Genomic DNA, 16,636 nt, shown 5'->3' with positions numbered 1-16,636 from the left:
AAAAGCCCAATCACATCTGCTTCTTGGTCGCTTGGTCTCCAACGCGGCAAACGGTTCTTGTCGCCGAGGAATGGCAGAGGGATGCCTCTTGCGGGCGCCAGCGCGAGCGTCAACCACCAAAGATTTGCCTACCTGAAGTGGGCGCTAACGGGCGCCCTCCTCCGCCTCATCGTCGATTTGGCGGACCACGATCTCGGCGTCATTGAGCGGAAGGCAGTCGAGCTTGTGATTAAAACCCTTCCCGTCGCGGTGCGGCCACAAGGCACCTATCGATCGCCAGATCTTTTTATCGCCGTTCTTGGTGACGGCATAGATGCGGCGCGTCGGGCGGAATGAAGAGGCTTGATTGGTCATGGAAAGCTCCTTATCGATTTCCGAGCCCGCCCCAATGGCGGCCTCGATGGCCGCCCTCGATCTCGGCGATCAAGCGGAGCAAAGCGGACCGTGGGGGCCCCAGGGGGCGCGAGCTGCACATGCAAAGCACGGAAGCGAACGGCTTTTACGGCGAGACGCGCCGCGACAGAAATGGCCCCATCAAGAGGTTAGCCTTAGTGGCGGACTTCGGTTGAGTTCGATATGGATTCTGGCCAACACGCTGCCCGTACGGAGTGCGGCCATGCTCCCAGATCTGCGAGTGCCCGTGCTTACGTCCGGGGTGTGTTCAGTGACCACGCCGTACTCGCCAGCACGAACGACGAACGCGTAAATTGAACGCCTCGATCGGTACCGTACATATCCTCCTCTTAAACCAGAGCTCGTCGCGCAGCTCTCGCACACGCTCTTCATGATTGTTGTGCAGCTGCTTCTCGTGCGCCGATGCGAAGAAGTGGATGATAATCAGCATCAATTCGATACCGAACCACGCGGCGGCGGCTTGCAGTGCGAGGCCATGCGTCAGGTGGAAGATACCCAAACCCAAGGCGGCGATTTCTAGAAAATACAGGATGTACTTGAAGATCGACTTGCGCCCGAAGATCCAGGCCTCGCGGTCGTTCCTGGACATGTCGTCTGAGATGCGGTCGAGTTGGCCTTGGTGTTTGGCAACCCTTCTATTGGGCATACCCTTCCTCGCCTTGGCTACGTGCGCGCCTCCAAAGCGATTTGGGCGGATGCACCCGGAACGTCGTAAATCTCAGCGCTCGACGGGTGTCCGGCTTCAGCTCAGCGTGCAGATCGAACGGGGCGCTCAGAATCGTCCCCCGCGGCACCGCCGACCGGACCTGTCCTAATCCATTGAGTTGCCATCCTCGATGCACGCCTGCAGGCCAACACCACCTGACGTTCCGTTCGCTATCTCTGATGTGGCAATCTCACGACGCGCGCCCAAATGGTCTTCCAGCGAAATGGAGTACTTTAGCTTGTCTCGCTCGAGGTCACGCCTCGTGACGCGCCAGCCCGCCGCTTCGAGATGGCTCCCGCACCCTAACTCCGCGCGACGCGGCTGATCTCTCGGAGTTAAGCGGTGGCTTCGCCGCTGGGAGCGCCGAGCCGATCGGTAGAAACTCAGTCCACCACCACCACCCGACACGCGGCGAGAAAGAATGAGACGCTGCGCGCAACATGTGGCCCGACCTCGTGCTGCAGCGTCTTGGCTTTCTCTCCGGACAGCGCCCGCATCAGCAGGGGCAGTAGCGCCAAATGGAGGAAGAACCGGGTTGTGGTCGGGAGGCGTTCGGGAGCGAACGCCGGCGCGGTGCCGAGTTCGTCCTCCCCTGCTACCTCAGTCAACAGCTTTGCCACCGCTTCTGTGCCCCGGTCTCTCGCCATTCGATGGACACGGCTCGCCAGATCCGGAAAGTGTCGCGCCTCCGAGATACCGAGGCGCATCAATTCAACAGTATCACTTGCCAAAGCCCAGTGCAGGATGGCCGCGCCGACGCTTGCAAGACGCTCCTGGATGTTTGCCCCGCTTGGCACATGCGTCTGAAACCTCGCGACGTTGGCCGCCACGTTGCGCATGACGACGGCCGTAAAGAGCGCCTGCTTGCTCGGAAATCGGGCATAGATCGTCCGCTTGCCCGCCCGGCCGCGAGCGGCCATTTCGTCGACCGTTGTCGCCGGCCAGGCCGTTTTCCAGGAAGACCTCACGCGCTGCATCCAGGACGCGGTTCTCTACTTCCCCGGCGAGCTCTCGCGGCGGCCGCCCAGTGCGACCGGCGCGACTCCTTGAAGGGCGTGCCTTGGAAGGGCGTGCCTTGGAAGGCCGTGGCTTGGCAGCGGGTTTGCTCCGTTTGGCCTTCACGCTAAGCAGGACGTTCCCATCGGATCTAAATGCTAAGGATGTCCCGCACAATTGAAGCTCTCAGTGGGTACGAACATTTCGTTAAGGGATGGCGCTTTTCGTTGCGCGCAGCGGAGCTTTCATCTCAGGACCGCAGGTCCGGATCACGGGAGTGCATCACGATTTCGCTCCACGCGCTCTGGCGACCTGGTCTTCTATGTAGGCAACGGTGCGCTCCGACCCGGCACAATCGCGGGAGGGCATTGCGACTGTGCATGCGGTTTCACGCATCCGCGCACCGCGATCGCAGCAGACCACGGAGCCGGGAGCAGAATGAGGAAAAGCGCTCTGGCCGCCTTGTATCTGGCCGCGGCTCGGCTGTTCGCCCAACCAGAGATCGCGATCGCGCCTTCGCTGGCGCACACGCGCCAGCTCCCACTTCATTGGCGGGTTCACTTGCACGGACCCGCAGCGCGGCACTGTGCGGCTAGAGACTATCATGTCAGCCTCCACCAGGATTGCGCTCTTCGTCCACGGAGCAAATCTGTACGCCACAGCGAAAAGCTCGGCTTCGATATCGCCTACAAGCGCCTTCTGACCGAATTCCAGAGCCGCGGTACGCTTCTGCGCGCGTTCTATTACACGGCGGTTATCGAGGACCAAGAGTTCTCCTCGATCCGTCCGCTGATCGACTGGCTTCGCTATAACGGCTACACCGTCGTGACCAAGCCGACCAAGGAGTTCATCGACGCTGGCGGCCGGCGCAGCTCAAGGGCAACATGAACATCGAGCTCGCTGTCAACGCCATGGAGCTCGCCGCGCATATTGAGGAGATGGTGCTGGTCTCCGGTGACGGAGACTTCCGGCCCCTGGTCGAGGCGGTGCAGCGCCGTGGCGTCCGGGTCACCGTCGTTTCGACGATCGCGAGCCAGCCGCCGATGATCGCCGACGAGCTGCGCCGCCAGGAGGACGTGTTCACCGATCTGATCGAGCTCCAAGCTAAGATCGGTCGAAATCCATCCGAACGCCCGGTTCAGCGCGAGTCGCGCTATCGCCCGCAGCAGACCGCAGAGCGTCAGACCATCGCGGGACCGAACAGAAATGATAGCGTTCTCGAAGAGTAATCCCGAGCGAGACCGCTGGTCCAGCCTCTGACCGCACTTGGTCGTTCGTCCAAGCTATATCCGCGTATCCGCGGGATGAGCTTGAGAATGGGCCCGGCATTTGCGCCGGGCTGATCGCTAGTAAGGTTCAGGTGCTGAGCAACGACCAATCTTGCTGCACGACTTCGCACGATCGATAACGTCGAGCTGCGAAATCCGCGCGCGAGAATGCGCACCAAATAGCATTCGAAAATAATGTGAAGCCTAAAGCGAAAGTAGTTCCGCTTTGATGCTCTGACGGAACTAAACTCGCTGCCGTGAAAGCCAAATTTAGTTATATCTAATAATCATGATGACTCCTTCGCAAAATTGAAAAATAAGCTTGGGGAAAACACGGGAGGTTGGAAATGGAAACTGTCCGCCGCCTTCGGGCAATGGCGTCGCTTTGCCGACAGACTGCCGCGCTTCATCCTGAGAGAAGCTGGAAGCTGCTCGCAGAGGCAGAGTACTGGGAGCATCTGGCGGCTACAGTTGTAGCTCACTAAGCGTACCAAGTAGCGATTGCTCAATTATCCTGTTTTATCGTGGCTCATTATTTCAGTCATGTTCCGGGGCAGGTAATGACGAATATTAGCCAAGTTTATAGCTGTGCAGTTCTGCACGCACGACTCCAAGCGCTCATCGCCGAGCTTAGAGAGGTAGAGAAGCTTCGAAATCGCCTTCTAAACACCCAGGCGAGAACGACCGGCAGAAGACGGCGAGCAGGCAGCAGAGCAAGAGCTGTTCGGACACGACGGTAGATTGCACCCGAGCATTGATCAGCATCAGCTCATCCGCGGCATATGTCCACGCACGGATCGTCGGGGCCGAGGTACGGTAAGCTGGGGCTGTTATAATTCGAGGCAAGGCAATTGCCTCGGTTCTCTACGGGCAATCGCACGTGCCTTCGTTCCGGCCAGTCTCTTGGCCATCCTCTGTCTTCCTTGAGAAGCCCGCCGGGAAATCTCGAGTGTCTCGCCGAGATGGCAGGGCTTGAGGGAATTCGAGATGGGGCCGTTCTTCGTCAACCGCGCAGATGGGGGCAGGAGCAGGTCCGGTTGATGTCGGCACCTGCGGGATCTCCGAGCAAGCTTTTGTCCATCCGCTCCAAAACAAGGCTCATCTAAGTTTCGGATTCAGCGGGAGCGCCAGCCCGGTCAAAACAGGTCCATTAATGTCGTGCACAAACAGGACGAGTGCATATCCTCCAACTGATAAAAACGGTGTCGCTAGGTGCGACTCCACCGCGCGGGTGCCCGCGTTGCCGATCTGTTCTCTTGCCACTCACCGGCGCTGTCTTTTTAGCCCTTGCTGGCCCAAGTCGAATGGGGAGCGGCCTAGTTGGAGCCGACCGATGAGATACGTCAAAGAACTTAACTATAAAGAACAGACCAAGTCCGCCTCTCAATTGCCAAGAAGGGGAGTTGAGGCGCCGCTGAAAGAGATCGCAGATTGCTTCGTCACACTAGCTGCCTCGCTTGGGTCGTGGCATTCAGCGTGGTTTGATCTTGGCCGTGGCCTAAGTTCGTTCCGGCGCTGGAACTGAACTTACGTTTTCTCGTTTTGGAGTCAGTTGCTAACCGCCCGAGGAAAGCGCCATGACGGAGCGCCGCCGCACAGTGAAGCAAACCCACTCCCTTGATGAGCGATTGGGCGAACTGGCAACAAGGTAAAAGGAGCAGGCCAGCGCATTACCGGCAGGTGCGGAACGCGAGGCCCTTCTTAGAAAAGCACGGTTAGCCAATACTGGCGCGCACATCAGCGATTGGCTGACCTCTCCTGGCCTACAATCTCCGAAGTAAGCCATCGCGCGCAGTGCCCGCTTTCACTTCTGCCGCAGCACGATGCCGCCGCGCTGATTCTGGACAATGATGTGGAACGAGTTCTTGGATGTGGAACGAGTTCTTGCCGATATCGATGCCGATGACGGCGGGGCGAAGCGTCGAGTTTCTGAGACATGGTGTGCTCCTTGTCTTGGGCGCCCCTTGCCAGCTTCTCGTACTGGCAGGGCGGGAGCACGGCCGGACCATTCCATTAGCTGACCTGCACGGCTCGCCCGTAGAACGATAGTCCAAGTCAATTTGGGAATTGGCGGCATTGCGATGGCCGATTGCTGCGGGTCCAAAGCTAATCTCGACACGCTCGTTCAAGAGGCATAATGCCTCAGCTTGCGTAGGGCCCGGAGAATCGTACTCGCTTTCGGCACCTTCACACGGCGCCCGACTGAATACGCAAGTCAGTGTCGCTGACTGGTCCTACGGTGTGTGCGTGCTGGTCGCTGGGCATATTTCGCGGGGGCCCTGAGAAAGTGATGTAGTCGGTTGCTTTGGAGAAGTACGCGCACGATAAGTCATGACTTCTAACCCATCCAGTGGTGCGATTAAGTGGCAACCTTGCCAACGTAGGCTCAAGGTGCAACGAGGTAATGTTCGGCCCAATCGCCTTTGGGGATGGCGCCGCCGAGCGAGTATTTGAACTGTTCGATGTTGAGGCCATCGGCTGAGGTCTGGCACGAATAGGCGAGGTGATACCAGGCGTTGCCGCTCCGGACAGCCGCTCCTGACGCATCAACGACGGTGCCTGAGCTTCGAGGATCGCCGTAAGCGTAGGCAACGAGTTCGTCCGGGTGAAAGCCGCGGTGCTCGCGTCCAACAAGACCCATCGCGCGCCTGTTGCAGCGTTGTTCGACGCGGGCCCCGAGATCCAGCTTCATCATTTGCTCATCGGAAATGGTTCGCCCAACCGCTTGTGACGAGACCAAGGTCATCGCGGCGAGGGCGACAGACAAAAGAAGGAATGATTTCACAGTGATTGGCTCCAGATAGGGGAACTGGAGAAGGGAGAAATGTGCCCATCTTGTGGCGATGGCTGATACGTTCCTGCAATCTGGTAGGCCTTCGCCATGCTGCAGCACTCCCCTCTTCGCCCCCTTCGGGAGGGGACCGTCGGCGTCTTCGGTTGCCGATAAGCCCGATTGATTGCCGCGCGCTTCGCTTGCCGCGGTAATCAGAAAATTCAACTGCGCCTAACGAGGCTCGCCGCCTTTGGCCGATCGGTCCTCACGAACGCCGGTGGGCCGCTTCCATCCAACAGCGGATTCACCTCGCGATGGTGCCCTGACCGCAGTCGCCAACCACGGCCGGTTCTCCGGCCGCCGCGACAATGGACGCCCAATCACCGGAGCCGCAACGAAGCGCTGACCGATGGCCACATGGTCGGCGAGACGTCCGCAAAGAGCCACGCCGATGGTACTCGATGAAATGCGGATTGCGTGCTTGCGGAGGTCGGTGCGCAGCCCGGATATCCAAGGGCGACACTCTCGATCGCTGCATCATTGGCCAACATTGTCATGATCACTTCTTCGGCGCACGCATCCGATGCGTGTTTGGCTGGATGGCGCCTCTCACCAGCTCGTCCGCCGTGAACGAGCGTCCGGTTGTAACGGTGACCTCCTAACCGACCTTGAGAGTCGTCCCCATGCCGCAGTACGCCGATATCAGCATATCATCGGGTTATCGCCGAAGTCGCAAACGCCCCCGGGGGCTCTCTCAGGTGCGTCGACGTGGTGCGTTGGAATGCCGGCCCGGCTGTCGATAGATGGGAAGGGATTGAAAGCGCTTGGATTGGCTTCACGCGTGACGTGCCGCTCAGCAATGTTGCTCTCGCGAGCCGCGCCGGGGGTTGCGAGCATCGCGGTAGCGATCAATGCACCCGCCATTAGCTTGATTTTGGTCATCGAACTTCTCCACTGGATGCAAGCGGCCCAAGACGTTTGAGCCGCTTCAGACGAGATGCGAGCAGATACCTGGCTTCTAAACGCACACTTGCTCGCGACCATTCAACGCGTTGTGAGCCGCTCGCGTCGACCATCCACTCAATCGGCGGAGGGACAAAACGGCCTGTCGACCGTTGAGCCACGCGCGGCGTCGAGCGCTTCTCGACATGCAGCTGATTCGTCAGTCGGTTGCTTGCGTAGACCGGCTGTGCGTCGGCCGATCGACATCGCGTCGGGTGCGCCACGGGAAAATCGGCAGACGCTCATGCAGGCGTGCGGCACTAAGAAAGGAGAAAGCTAACAAGTCCGGTGATCCCTCGTTCTATGGAAATCCTCTCGTCGTTTTGAAGCGGCGTGAGAAGATGTTCCTTTGAACGGCCTGCCGGGGTTCGCACTTGCTGACAGAGAAGCCAATACCGGCGGTGATTTCGGAGAGAGAACATTCGATCTGATCTCGAAACGCTGAAAATCTGAGGTTCGCCCAACTGGAAAGGGAATGACGTGGTGAAACGACTGTTGACAATGCTGGTTGCGGCGACATTTGCGGCAAGCCTGCTTACGGCGACGGCAGAGGCACGTGGTGGTGGCGGCCACATGGGCGGCTTTGGAGGTGGTCATATGGGCGGTTTCGGTGGAAGTGTCCATATGGGTGCAATCGGTGGCACGCACATGGGTGGTTTTGGCGGCGGCCGCATCGGCCCGGGTAATCATGTGGGCGCCTATGGTTCGGGTTTACACCATGATTCCATGCACCGTTTCGGCGGCGTCTGGCCGAGGTACGGTGCCATCTTCGACAACGGCCTTGACTGCTACGATCTCTACTATGGCCGTCCGCGCAATCTCTGGCCAGCATACTGCGGCTGACGGCGAGAACGAGCTACCTGTATCGGGTGGAGGGTTTCCGCTGCCGTGCCGATCCCTCGCCGCCTCGCTCGGGGGCAGGCTCCTCGAATGCAGAGCAAAGATCAAGGCGTCGCACTCGCTCTCGTCAGGATCAAACGGCCTCCCCCCACCTGAACTCTTTTTTAATTGGATTTGCCTCCGGCGCCACCAACTCGGTGTTCGGGACGTCGACCCTGAATGTGCTCGACGGCGTGACGATCCGGTCTCACGAACAAACATTAGGAAGAGCGGTCAATGGCCAATGCAGAGGCGAATTCGGGGGCCAGCCGACGACGCGGGCTGTACGCAGGCCGGATCGGTTTTATCGGTCTCGGACGAATGGGGACCGCGATGGCGGCAAATCTCGCTGCTGCCGGTCAAGACGTGGTCGCCTATGTCCGGCGCCCGGAGCAAAAAGAATCCTCGCGGCGCTCGGCCTTGAGCCGACGACAACCTTTTGCGACCTGTTCGAGTGCGAGCTGGTCATCAGCATGCTGCCTGACGATGCAGCCGTTCAACAGATCGCGTTTGGTCGAAAGGATCTCGGCGTTGCCGGCCTGCTCATGGGCTTGATGCCGCGTGCAATCCATCTCTCGATGAGCACGATCAGCCCCACAACGGCGTCCCAGCTGGCAAGCGAACATGCACGAAATGGTCAGAGCTATGTTGCAGCCCCGGTGTTTGGAAATCCTGATGCCGCGAAGGCCCGCCAACTGTTTGTCATTGCAGCCGGCGCGCCGCCGGAGCTCGCGCGCTGCCAGCCGATGTTCGATCTGCTCGGCCAGCATACGTTTGTCGTGGGCAGCACTCCGGCGACGGCCAACTTGATCAAACTGGCCGGCAACGCCATGATCGCGGCCAATCTGGAAATCCTGGGGGAGATCTGTGCGCTCGTCCGCAAACGCGGGCTCGATGCCGAGGAACTGCTGGCCATTATGACCGGCACAATGTTCGGAAGCCGTTTCCATCAAATTTATGGCAGCAAGATCGCAGGACAACAATACCGCACCGGCGGCCTCGTCTTCCCACTCGCGCTCAAAGACATGCGGCTGGTGCTCCAGGAGGCGGAGCAGGCAGGCGTACCAATGCCTACTCTCAGTGTCGTTCGCGACCGCTTCATCACCGTGATAGCGCGCGGATATTCTGAGCTGGATTGGTCTGCGCTTGGCTTGCTGGCCTCCGAGGAGGCCGGACTGAGCGTCGCGCCCGGGAAATCTCCTGCAAACACAAAGTTCGAAAGCCCAACACAACAGGAGCCGCTTCATGCTCGATCGAACCTATAAGGGTGAGCTGCAAATGGAACGTGTCAACATTCCCGGCACTACCATCAACGTGTCACGCGTGGCACTTGGCACCTGGGCGATCGGCGGTTGGATGTGGGGCGGGACCGACGAGACCGAATCGATCGCAACGATCCGGACCGCCATCAATCGCGGCGTCAACGTGATCGACACCGCTCCCGCCTACGGATTTGGGCACTCCGAGGAGCTCGTCGGCCAGGCGCCCGCAGAAGGCAATCTACGCACACGCGTGGTCATTGCAACCAAGGTCGGTCTTGAGTGGAGCCAGGGACGCGTGTCCCGCACGCCTCCCGAGCACGCATCCTGAAGGAGGTCGCCGACTCCTTGGGACGGCTTCGAACCGATTATATCGACGTCTACCAGGTGCACTGGCCGGATCCCCTTGTGGAGATCGAAGAGACTGCCGAGGCGATGGACAGTTTGCTGCGGCAGGGCAAGATCCGCGCAATCGGCGTCAGCAATTTTTCGGTGATGCAGATGGAGCGCTTCCGTAGGGTTGCGCCACTGCATGTCGTGCAGCCCCCTTACAATCTCTTCGAGCGCGGCATCGAGGCAGAAATCTTGCCCTACTGTCGCGAAAACAACATTGCGACCTTCGGTTATGGCGCGCTGTGCCGTGGCCTCCTGTCCGGCCGCATGCGCGCTGAAGTAGCGTTTACAGGCGATGACCTTCGCGGCAGCGATCCGAAATTCGGGCAGCCTCGTTTTGCACAATATCTTGCCGCCGTCGGACAACTTGACGACCTCGCTCAAAAACGGTTCGGCAAGCGTGTCATCCATTTGGCGATCCGCTGGATGCTTGACCAGGGAATTACGAGCTCGCTATGGGGCGCCCGCCATCCAGACCAGTTGCAACCGGTGGACCAGATAAGCGGATGGCATATCGACGCCGCGACGAAAGCGGAGATCGATCGCATCCTCGAAGCCACCATCCGCGATCCAGTCGGGCCCGAATTCATGTCACCGCCGGCCCGCAATAGGGCGGCCTAACCGACAAAGGAGCGACGTCGCGCTCGATCCAACGCTCCTCGCCTACCTGCACGTCAACGGCACCGCCTTATTGATGTTGGCCAGGCGGTCGAGAATGGCCCTCGAGAGCAGAGACCGCAAGCAGCTCGCGCAACCCCTGCCTTCATTTGGGAAATTGAGCCAGGAACCAGGTCAGACCCAGCAGATCTGCGGTCCCGCCCGGGCTGAGGTGACCCGCGATCAGTGCATCATCAAATAACGCCATCTTCTCCACCCCGCCGGGCGCTAGAACGCCTCCGTCTCGCAGAAGCCGTCTGGCGTAAGCCTGGACATAGTCAAGGCCGGCGAGACCTCCGCGTGATATAAGATTGGTGTCATTGTTGACCGCGAGCAGGTGCAGCAGCACATGCAAAAGCGCCGTGCCCTCGTCGAGACCGTCCTCCCGCACGCGGTCATAGACCGGCAGTGCGGCCGTGCGCACCGTGGCAAAACCGGAGGCCGCTTCACCCCTGGCCCCCGCGAATCCAAAACGTCGGAAGACACGCTCGCCTGCCGTTTGCGTCGGAGCGGCGCGGTTGAGCTCTCGATCGACCAGACCGACGCAGATATTGGCAACCTCACCGCACAAGCGCTCTCTGCTCACTTCTGTACCGCGGGCTTGGAGACGGCCGGCCGAAAAGCAGAGCAGGCCGAGCGAAAAGATCGCCCCCTTGTGCGTGTTGACTCCGCTCGTTGCTCGAAACATCGCTTGCTCGCACACCACGCCCGTGGGACGCACCAGAGGCAACGCGGCGCCCGCGCTGACATGCGCGCTCGAATAACCTAGCGCCACGAACCGCGACCACCAGGGAGCAATGGCCCGTGCGCTGGCCAGGAATGTGTCGATATTCATGTCACGGTGAGCACCGGAATTGCGGCGATCAACCAAGCCGGGCTTTGGCGTGAGCATAAGCTCTGTGAGCAGCGCCTGATCGGCATATTCGGCAATGGCATCGCCAATGCACGCCTCACGTCCACGCCGGCCCGAATAGGAGGGTGCACTAAGTGACTGCGCGAAGATCATATTCATGAACGATCCTGCCTATCGTGCTTAGGAGTTGCCCGAGCGGATGCCGGCGCGAGCGGCCGCAAACACGGGCCGGCTGGCCGCATACCAGGCACCGGCGCGGCGACCCCCCAAACTTTGACGCGACAGCTGGCCTTGCCCGGGCGCGATCACGTCGAGATCCCAGAGCCGTCCCAGCGGGTGATGGTCTTCTAGTTTGATCATCGCCGATTTTAGCAACAGCGCGTCCGCATCGATGACGGAGAGCGCCTCGGGGCCGGCCTTTTGCCACAAGACCTTGCGGGACAAGATGCGCCAGCCCTTCGCGCGACACGCAGTCTCCATGTCCTGAACGGCCACTGCGAGCACTCGCCGCGGCAATAGGCCGTCCTTGACCGGCCCCGGCATCACCATGGTCATGGACACCAGCGGCTTGCCAAACCGCGCCAGAGCAGCGGCCTGGCGAGTTGCCCGCTCCTCTCTGGCCGCCAGCATCTCCTCAAGACCAACTTCGGCCGCGTTGACCGTCCGAACCTGCGCGCGCATGGTCAGCCTTTCACCTGCCGAACCACATCGATCACGCTGCCGTCCCGGTAACGGACGATGCCGACAATGCGCTCAGTGAATTCAAGCGGCTCCGGCTCGCCGGTCAGTGCGACAGCCTTCTCGCGCAACTCATCGATCGTCATGATCGGCAGGCGAGCATCCCGTAGCCGCTTCTCGACTTCCGGACGCGTCGGGTTCACCGCAATCCCATGATCCGTGACCAAGACATCGATCGACTCGCCAGGTGTGAGCCGTGTCGTCACATGGCGGACCACCGTTGGAATGCGGCTACGCACCAGGGGGCCACCACGATGGTCAAATCCGCGGCAGCAGCGACGTCGCAATGGCCGCCGGAAGCGCCGCGCATGACGCCATCGGAGCCGGTGATCACGTTGACATTGAAGTCGACATCGATCTCCAACGCGCTCAGGATCACCACATTGACGCGATCCACATAGGCCGCCTTGGAGGTCGGATTGGCGTATTCATTGGCAGAGATCTCAAGATGCGCGCTGGACGTACGAAGCGATTCCGCCGCATCCTTATCGAACGACTGCACGTCGACGACAGCCTTGATCAGGCCCTTCTTGTGAAGATCGGCAATGCCTCCCGTGATGCCGCCGAGCGCGAAGCTCGCCTTGATGGCTTTGCAATTCATGCGCTCTTCGAGAAAACGGGTGGCGGCCGTCGATGCCGCCCCGGAGCCGGTCTGCAGCGAAAAACCGTCAATGAAATACCCGGAATGCTCGATGACATCCGTTGCCCGACGCGCGATCAGCAGCTCCCGCGGATTGTTTGTGACCCGGGCAGCACCGACGCTGATCAGCGAGGGGTCCCCGACCTGATCGAGCTTGACGATCAGGTCGACGCGATCCTGCGAGATGCTGACCGGGCGGTTCGGAAAGTCGACCAGCTCTTCAGTGAGCAAAAGGACCTGCCGCGCGTAGTCGGCGTCGACCTTGGCATAGCCGAGTGACCCGCAACTCAGCTTGCCATGCGATCCATTGGCGTTGCCGAACTCGTCACAGCAGGCGACGCCGAGGAATGCGACGTCAATCTTCAGCTCCCCGGTTTGCAGGAGGTGAACCCTGCCACCATGCGAATGGATCTGAACGGGATTCCTCATCAACCCGTTCGAGACGGCTTCGGCCAGCTTGCCGCGCATGCCGGAGGTATAGATCTGCGTGATGACTCCGGTCTTAATGTGCTCCACCAGCGGATCGTGGCAGTTCAGGAGCGAACTCGAGGCGAGCGTCAGGTTCTTGAAGCCGAGCCGGGCGAGCGTATCGATAACCGTGTTGACCACCTTGTCGCCTTCGCGGAACGCATGGTGAAACGAAATGGTCATCCCATCCTGCAGTCCTGACCGCTGGATCGCCTCCTCGAGCGATCCGCAGATCTTTCGGTGCCACTTCGTCTCCTTGGTTGCGAGAAACGGCGTCTGGGCGTTCGCGCTCGTGAACGGCTGCAGCTTGGGTAACGCGGACTCCTGCGCTGCCAGGCACGCGATGGCGGTCGTCATAGCATCGTCTTTCATGATCGTGGTTTCCTTCAGGATGCATCGGCAAGCTGCAAGGTCATCTCGGCCTCTTCGATGACGGGCGGATCGATCATCTTGCCGTCCAGCGAAACGACCCCAAGCCCTTTTCGGTGGGCCTCGTCCGCCGCCGCGATGACGCGTTTCGCACGGCTCACTTCGTCTGTAGTCGGCGCATAGGCCTTGTGCAGAAGCTCGACCTGCTTAGGGTGGATCAGCGACTTGCCGTTGAACCCGAGCCGCTTCGCGATCCTGACCTCGCGGAGGAAGCCATCGTCATCGCTGACGTTGCCGTAGACCACATCGAAGGCATCGATCCGCGCAGCGCGGGCGGCATGGAGCACCGCGGCTCGGGCGTAGAACAACTCAGGCTGCCACCCGTTGCTGCGCTTGGTGTGCATGTCGACGAGGTAATCGAAGCCCGCTGCGATTGCGATCATGCGAGGCGATGCCGTCGCGATCGACACAGCATTGACTACACCGCTCGCCGACTCGATTGCGGCCATGATCTTGGTATCGCCGACCGCGCGGCCGCACGCCTGCTCAATCCGCACCACGTGCGCTTCGAGTTCACCAATCGCCTGAGCGTTCTCCGTCTTGGGGAGACGCACCACGTCGGCCCCGCCCCTAACGGCGACCTCCAGATCCTTCAGTCCGAACCCGGTCTCGAGCGAATTGACCCGCACGACAGTCTCGATGTCGCGATAAGCTGGATGCTGCAGCGCCTGAAACACCAAAAGCCGCGCCGAGTCCTTCTCGCGTGGCGACACGGCGTCCTCCAGGTCGAACATGATCGAATCCGGCCTGTAGACAAAGGATGTGCTCAGCATTGCGGCGTTGTCACCGGGGACGAAGAGCATACTGCGGCGCAGCTTCATGCGAGCCTCCGCCAGTCCAGCTCTTCCACGCTGCAGCCGCGCAACGCCGCCGCCTGGACACGCGCCCGGATCACGCAGTCAAGTGCGCCCTTGTCCTCGATGACGATAGAGCCAGCGCTGACCGAAAGTTTGTCAAGCGTGTCGGCGACGACAAGCCTGATCTGCTTGCCGAATTGCTTGATTACCTCGCTCCTGAGCACGATATCGCGCGTGCCGTTTTCGCTTGGAGCAACCCTGACCAGCACGTCGCCGGATTCCAGAGTGCCGGAAATAGCTTCCTTGACGATTTTCATTGTCTTTCGGTCTCCTTAGTGACGTTGCGGGATGCGGAAAATGTCCGCTCAAGAAATTGCAAAGTCGGTGCGGGGACCAGGTCCTGCATGGCGGGGAACTCCCCCGCGCCAACAATCGCCTGACCTGGGATGCGGAAATGGGGACATCGCGGACGGAGGCCCGGGGTATTTCGATCACCGTGACTGAAGCGGCCGAGGAGGCTGCATACTGCAGCCAATGCTTCATGTCGGCGTTGTATTTCTCGGTAACGGTGTCGAGCGGCTCTGTACCCACATAGCGATGGCTGATGCCCAGCGCCGGCGCGATGTATTCGCGAAACAGCAGCAGATCGATTGCGGCCCAGCTATGATCGACAAGCGCCTGATCTTTCAGAAAATAGCCAGGAAATGTCGCGCGCGAAATGATGTACTCGGAGCCTGGATGCAGGCTGACTCTTTCGAGATGCTTTACGCCTGCCTCCACGAGCCGAAAGCGATCGGCGTACGAGAACAACGACGCGTCTTCCCTGACCACGAATACATGGAGCCAATCGCAGACGTGAGCGGCCCGCTCCACCAAGTATTGGTGGCCGAGCGTAAAAGGATTCGCATTCAGGACAATGCCGCCGATCTTGCGTCCCGGCCGGCGCTGTTGACGCAGCCTGTCGCAGTAGGCCTGGATCGCGATCGGGCTGTTCTCCATCAGAACCACGAGTTGGGGAACCTCAACCAACGGATAGAAACCCCAACCGCGAAAAAACGGCAGGTTATGCGGGGGCGAGTACAAGAACAGATGAAACTGGCCGCACTCGGCCGCCAGTTTGACCGTCTCGCTGCCGAGGCGCAGGCTGAGCGACTCACCGCGAAACTCATCTGCCACGGCGACGCACTTGATGACGTTGTGATCGAGGCCGGCGCACGCGACGATCCTTCCGTCACGGCGGCACACAACGAATGCCTCGACCTGGCTATCCAGCCCGAGATGATTGGCAGCCAGCAAGCTTCTGACTTCGACCATTTCGTCGGAGGCGTCATCCGGACGGATCGTGGCGAACTCATCAACTACAATCATGGCGCACCTGTTTTCAGACGTCCGCCAGATGATGCGTTGCCGCGATCATGATCGGGATAGTGGCGAAGGCGAGCACCCGCGTCGCGAGGATTGTGGTCGAGGACTCGGACTCAAGAATGCCGTGCTGTTCCGCAAACATGGTCGTGATAACGGCGGAAGGAAGCGCCGCCAGGAGGATAGCCTCCCGCGCGAGCACGCCATTCACTCCGAAGGCCAATACGGCGGCCAGCATCGCGGCGGGATGCACCAGATTCTTGATAAGAACGTCGACGGCCACCGCCCTCGTCAGCTCAACCCTTTCCTCGGCAATGATGAGACCGGCGACGAACAGGGAAATCCCGGTGGTCGCGCTGCCGACGAGATTCAACGAGCTGATGACGAATTCGGGTATACGCAGATCGAGAAGCACGAGGACAATGCCGATGAATGGCACCCAGACCCGTGGTTCGCGTAATGCCTTGGTGACCGTTTTGAAGAACGCTCGCGGTCCGGCGCGTTGTTGCCTTTCCGAGCCAACCTCGAGCAACACAGTCGTAAGGGGAAGAATGAGAAGGGACGGGACAAGATTGGCAATGAGAATAGGATACAGGCTCGAGGGTCCAAACAACTGTCCGAGGATCGGAATTCCCATGAACACCATGTCTGGGAAGGCGAGCAGGCTCGCTCTCAGCGTGGAGGTTCGCAGGTCGTAGCGCAGCACGAAACGGCAGCCGAGTAGCACCGTGAGATATGGGACCATAAGCCCCACCACGAAGAGCAGCGGTATTCTGTAGTTGGTCAGATCCGCGCGCGGCGTCTGCAGAATTCCGGCAAGCAGCAATGGGGGCAAAAGCCAAGTGAGAACCAGCCGGGTCAGCAGGGCTCGGTCCGTCCGCGCAAAGGCGTCATGGCTTCCGGCGCGATAGCCGAGATAAATGACGAACGCGACCGGCACGAGAGTCGTTGCGATGGTGTTGAGCATGGGTTCATGTCGCCAGTCGGATTGAAGTCGGATTC

The 16,636-nt window shown here is 60.2% G+C and carries 15 protein-coding genes and 3 pseudogenes; 6 read left to right on the top strand and 12 right to left on the bottom strand.

Translation table 11 applies throughout. The features are described 5' to 3' along the window. Positions 1-144: 144 nt before the first annotated feature. The 3 genes from AB3L03_RS29230 to AB3L03_RS29220 form a co-directional block, all read right to left on the bottom strand. Positions 145-354: a hypothetical protein gene (locus AB3L03_RS29230; protein WP_368507467.1), complete on the bottom strand. Its 210-nt coding sequence runs from the start codon at positions 352-354 to the stop codon at positions 145-147. 307 nt (positions 355-661) lie between these two features. Continuing rightward, positions 662-1,003, bottom strand: a complete 342-nt coding sequence (locus tag AB3L03_RS29225; RefSeq protein WP_368507466.1) for a hypothetical protein — start codon at positions 1,001-1,003, stop codon at positions 662-664. A 500-nt stretch (positions 1,004-1,503) separates the two neighbouring features. Beyond that, positions 1,504-2,088, bottom strand: a complete 585-nt coding sequence (locus AB3L03_RS29220; RefSeq protein WP_368507465.1) for a TetR/AcrR family transcriptional regulator — start codon at positions 2,086-2,088, stop codon at positions 1,504-1,506. Positions 2,089-2,720: 632 nt separating this feature from the next. Between AB3L03_RS29220 and AB3L03_RS29215 the strand changes: the two are divergent. Beyond that, a pseudogene (locus AB3L03_RS29215) lies at positions 2,721-3,345 on the top strand (NYN domain-containing protein). Between the two features lie 2,425 nt (positions 3,346-5,770). Here AB3L03_RS29215 and AB3L03_RS29210 read toward each other — a convergent pair. Both AB3L03_RS29210 and AB3L03_RS29205 read right to left on the bottom strand, forming a co-directional pair. Next, complete coding sequence (locus AB3L03_RS29210) at positions 5,771-6,382, bottom strand: DUF930 domain-containing protein (protein ID WP_368507464.1); 612 nt, start codon at positions 6,380-6,382, stop codon at positions 5,771-5,773. Positions 6,383-6,859: 477 nt separating this feature from the next. Then, the gene (locus tag AB3L03_RS29205; protein ID WP_368507463.1) at positions 6,860-7,099 is read right to left on the bottom strand and encodes a hypothetical protein; all 240 of its coding nucleotides are present in this window, start codon (positions 7,097-7,099) and stop codon (positions 6,860-6,862) included. 543 nt (positions 7,100-7,642) lie between these two features. Here AB3L03_RS29205 and AB3L03_RS29200 point away from each other — a divergent pair. From AB3L03_RS29200 to AB3L03_RS29180, 5 genes are all read left to right on the top strand, one after another. Continuing rightward, positions 7,643-8,002 carry a hypothetical protein gene (locus AB3L03_RS29200; protein ID WP_368507462.1) on the top strand — a complete coding sequence of 120 codons (360 nt, stop codon included), beginning with the start codon at positions 7,643-7,645 and terminating at the stop codon, positions 8,000-8,002. 273 nt (positions 8,003-8,275) lie between these two features. Continuing rightward, positions 8,276-8,593 (top strand): NAD(P)-binding domain-containing protein, encoded by a 318-nt coding sequence (locus AB3L03_RS29195; protein ID WP_368507461.1) that lies wholly within the window; start codon positions 8,276-8,278, stop codon positions 8,591-8,593. Next, a complete protein-coding gene (locus tag AB3L03_RS29190; RefSeq protein ID WP_368507460.1) occupies positions 8,512-9,303 on the top strand; it encodes an NAD(P)-dependent oxidoreductase in 792 nt (263 codons plus the stop codon). The genes AB3L03_RS29195 and AB3L03_RS29190 overlap by 82 nt, the downstream gene beginning before the upstream one ends. After that, positions 9,284-9,628: an aldo/keto reductase gene (locus AB3L03_RS29185; RefSeq protein ID WP_368507459.1), complete on the top strand. Its 345-nt coding sequence runs from the start codon at positions 9,284-9,286 to the stop codon at positions 9,626-9,628. The genes AB3L03_RS29190 and AB3L03_RS29185 overlap by 20 nt, the downstream gene beginning before the upstream one ends. A gap of 17 nt (positions 9,629-9,645) precedes the next feature. Beyond that, positions 9,646-10,311 (top strand): aldo/keto reductase, encoded by a 666-nt coding sequence (locus AB3L03_RS29180; RefSeq protein WP_368507458.1) that lies wholly within the window; start codon positions 9,646-9,648, stop codon positions 10,309-10,311. 142 nt (positions 10,312-10,453) lie between these two features. On the opposite strand, the gene citG is transcribed toward AB3L03_RS29180, so the two are convergent. The 7 genes and pseudogenes from citG to AB3L03_RS29145 form a co-directional block, all read right to left on the bottom strand. Further along, on the bottom strand, positions 10,454-11,359 hold the full coding sequence (gene citG, locus AB3L03_RS29175; protein ID WP_368507457.1) for a triphosphoribosyl-dephospho-CoA synthase CitG: 906 nt from the start codon (positions 11,357-11,359) through the stop codon (positions 10,454-10,456). Beyond that, a pseudogene (citX, locus tag AB3L03_RS29170) lies at positions 11,331-11,830 on the bottom strand (citrate lyase holo-[acyl-carrier protein] synthase). Before citX ends, citG begins: the two are co-directional and overlap by 29 nt. Before the next feature lie 53 nt (positions 11,831-11,883). Then, positions 11,884-13,403, bottom strand: a pseudogene (gene citF / locus AB3L03_RS29165) (citrate lyase subunit alpha). Between the two features lie 29 nt (positions 13,404-13,432). Continuing rightward, the gene (locus tag AB3L03_RS29160) at positions 13,433-14,296 is read right to left on the bottom strand and encodes an aldolase/citrate lyase family protein (RefSeq protein ID WP_368507456.1); all 864 of its coding nucleotides are present in this window, start codon (positions 14,294-14,296) and stop codon (positions 13,433-13,435) included. Next, positions 14,293-14,541 (bottom strand): citrate lyase acyl carrier protein, encoded by a 249-nt coding sequence (citD, locus tag AB3L03_RS29155; protein ID WP_368507455.1) that lies wholly within the window; start codon positions 14,539-14,541, stop codon positions 14,293-14,295. The genes AB3L03_RS29160 and citD overlap by 4 nt, the downstream gene beginning before the upstream one ends. Then, positions 14,429-15,586, bottom strand: a complete 1,158-nt coding sequence (gene citC / locus AB3L03_RS29150) for a [citrate (pro-3S)-lyase] ligase (protein ID WP_368509089.1) — start codon at positions 15,584-15,586, stop codon at positions 14,429-14,431. The genes citD and citC overlap by 113 nt, the downstream gene beginning before the upstream one ends. A 67-nt stretch (positions 15,587-15,653) precedes the next feature. Continuing rightward, the gene (locus AB3L03_RS29145; RefSeq protein WP_368507454.1) at positions 15,654-16,601 is read right to left on the bottom strand and encodes an AEC family transporter; all 948 of its coding nucleotides are present in this window, start codon (positions 16,599-16,601) and stop codon (positions 15,654-15,656) included. Positions 16,602-16,636 lie beyond the last annotated feature (35 nt).

The organism is Bradyrhizobium lupini (assembly GCF_040939785.1).
GTDB classification, from domain to species: Bacteria; Pseudomonadota; Alphaproteobacteria; order Rhizobiales; family Xanthobacteraceae; genus Bradyrhizobium; species Bradyrhizobium canariense_D.
The sequence above is the reverse complement of the archived record's forward strand: the minus strand, read 5'-3'. Positions and strand labels throughout refer to the sequence as shown.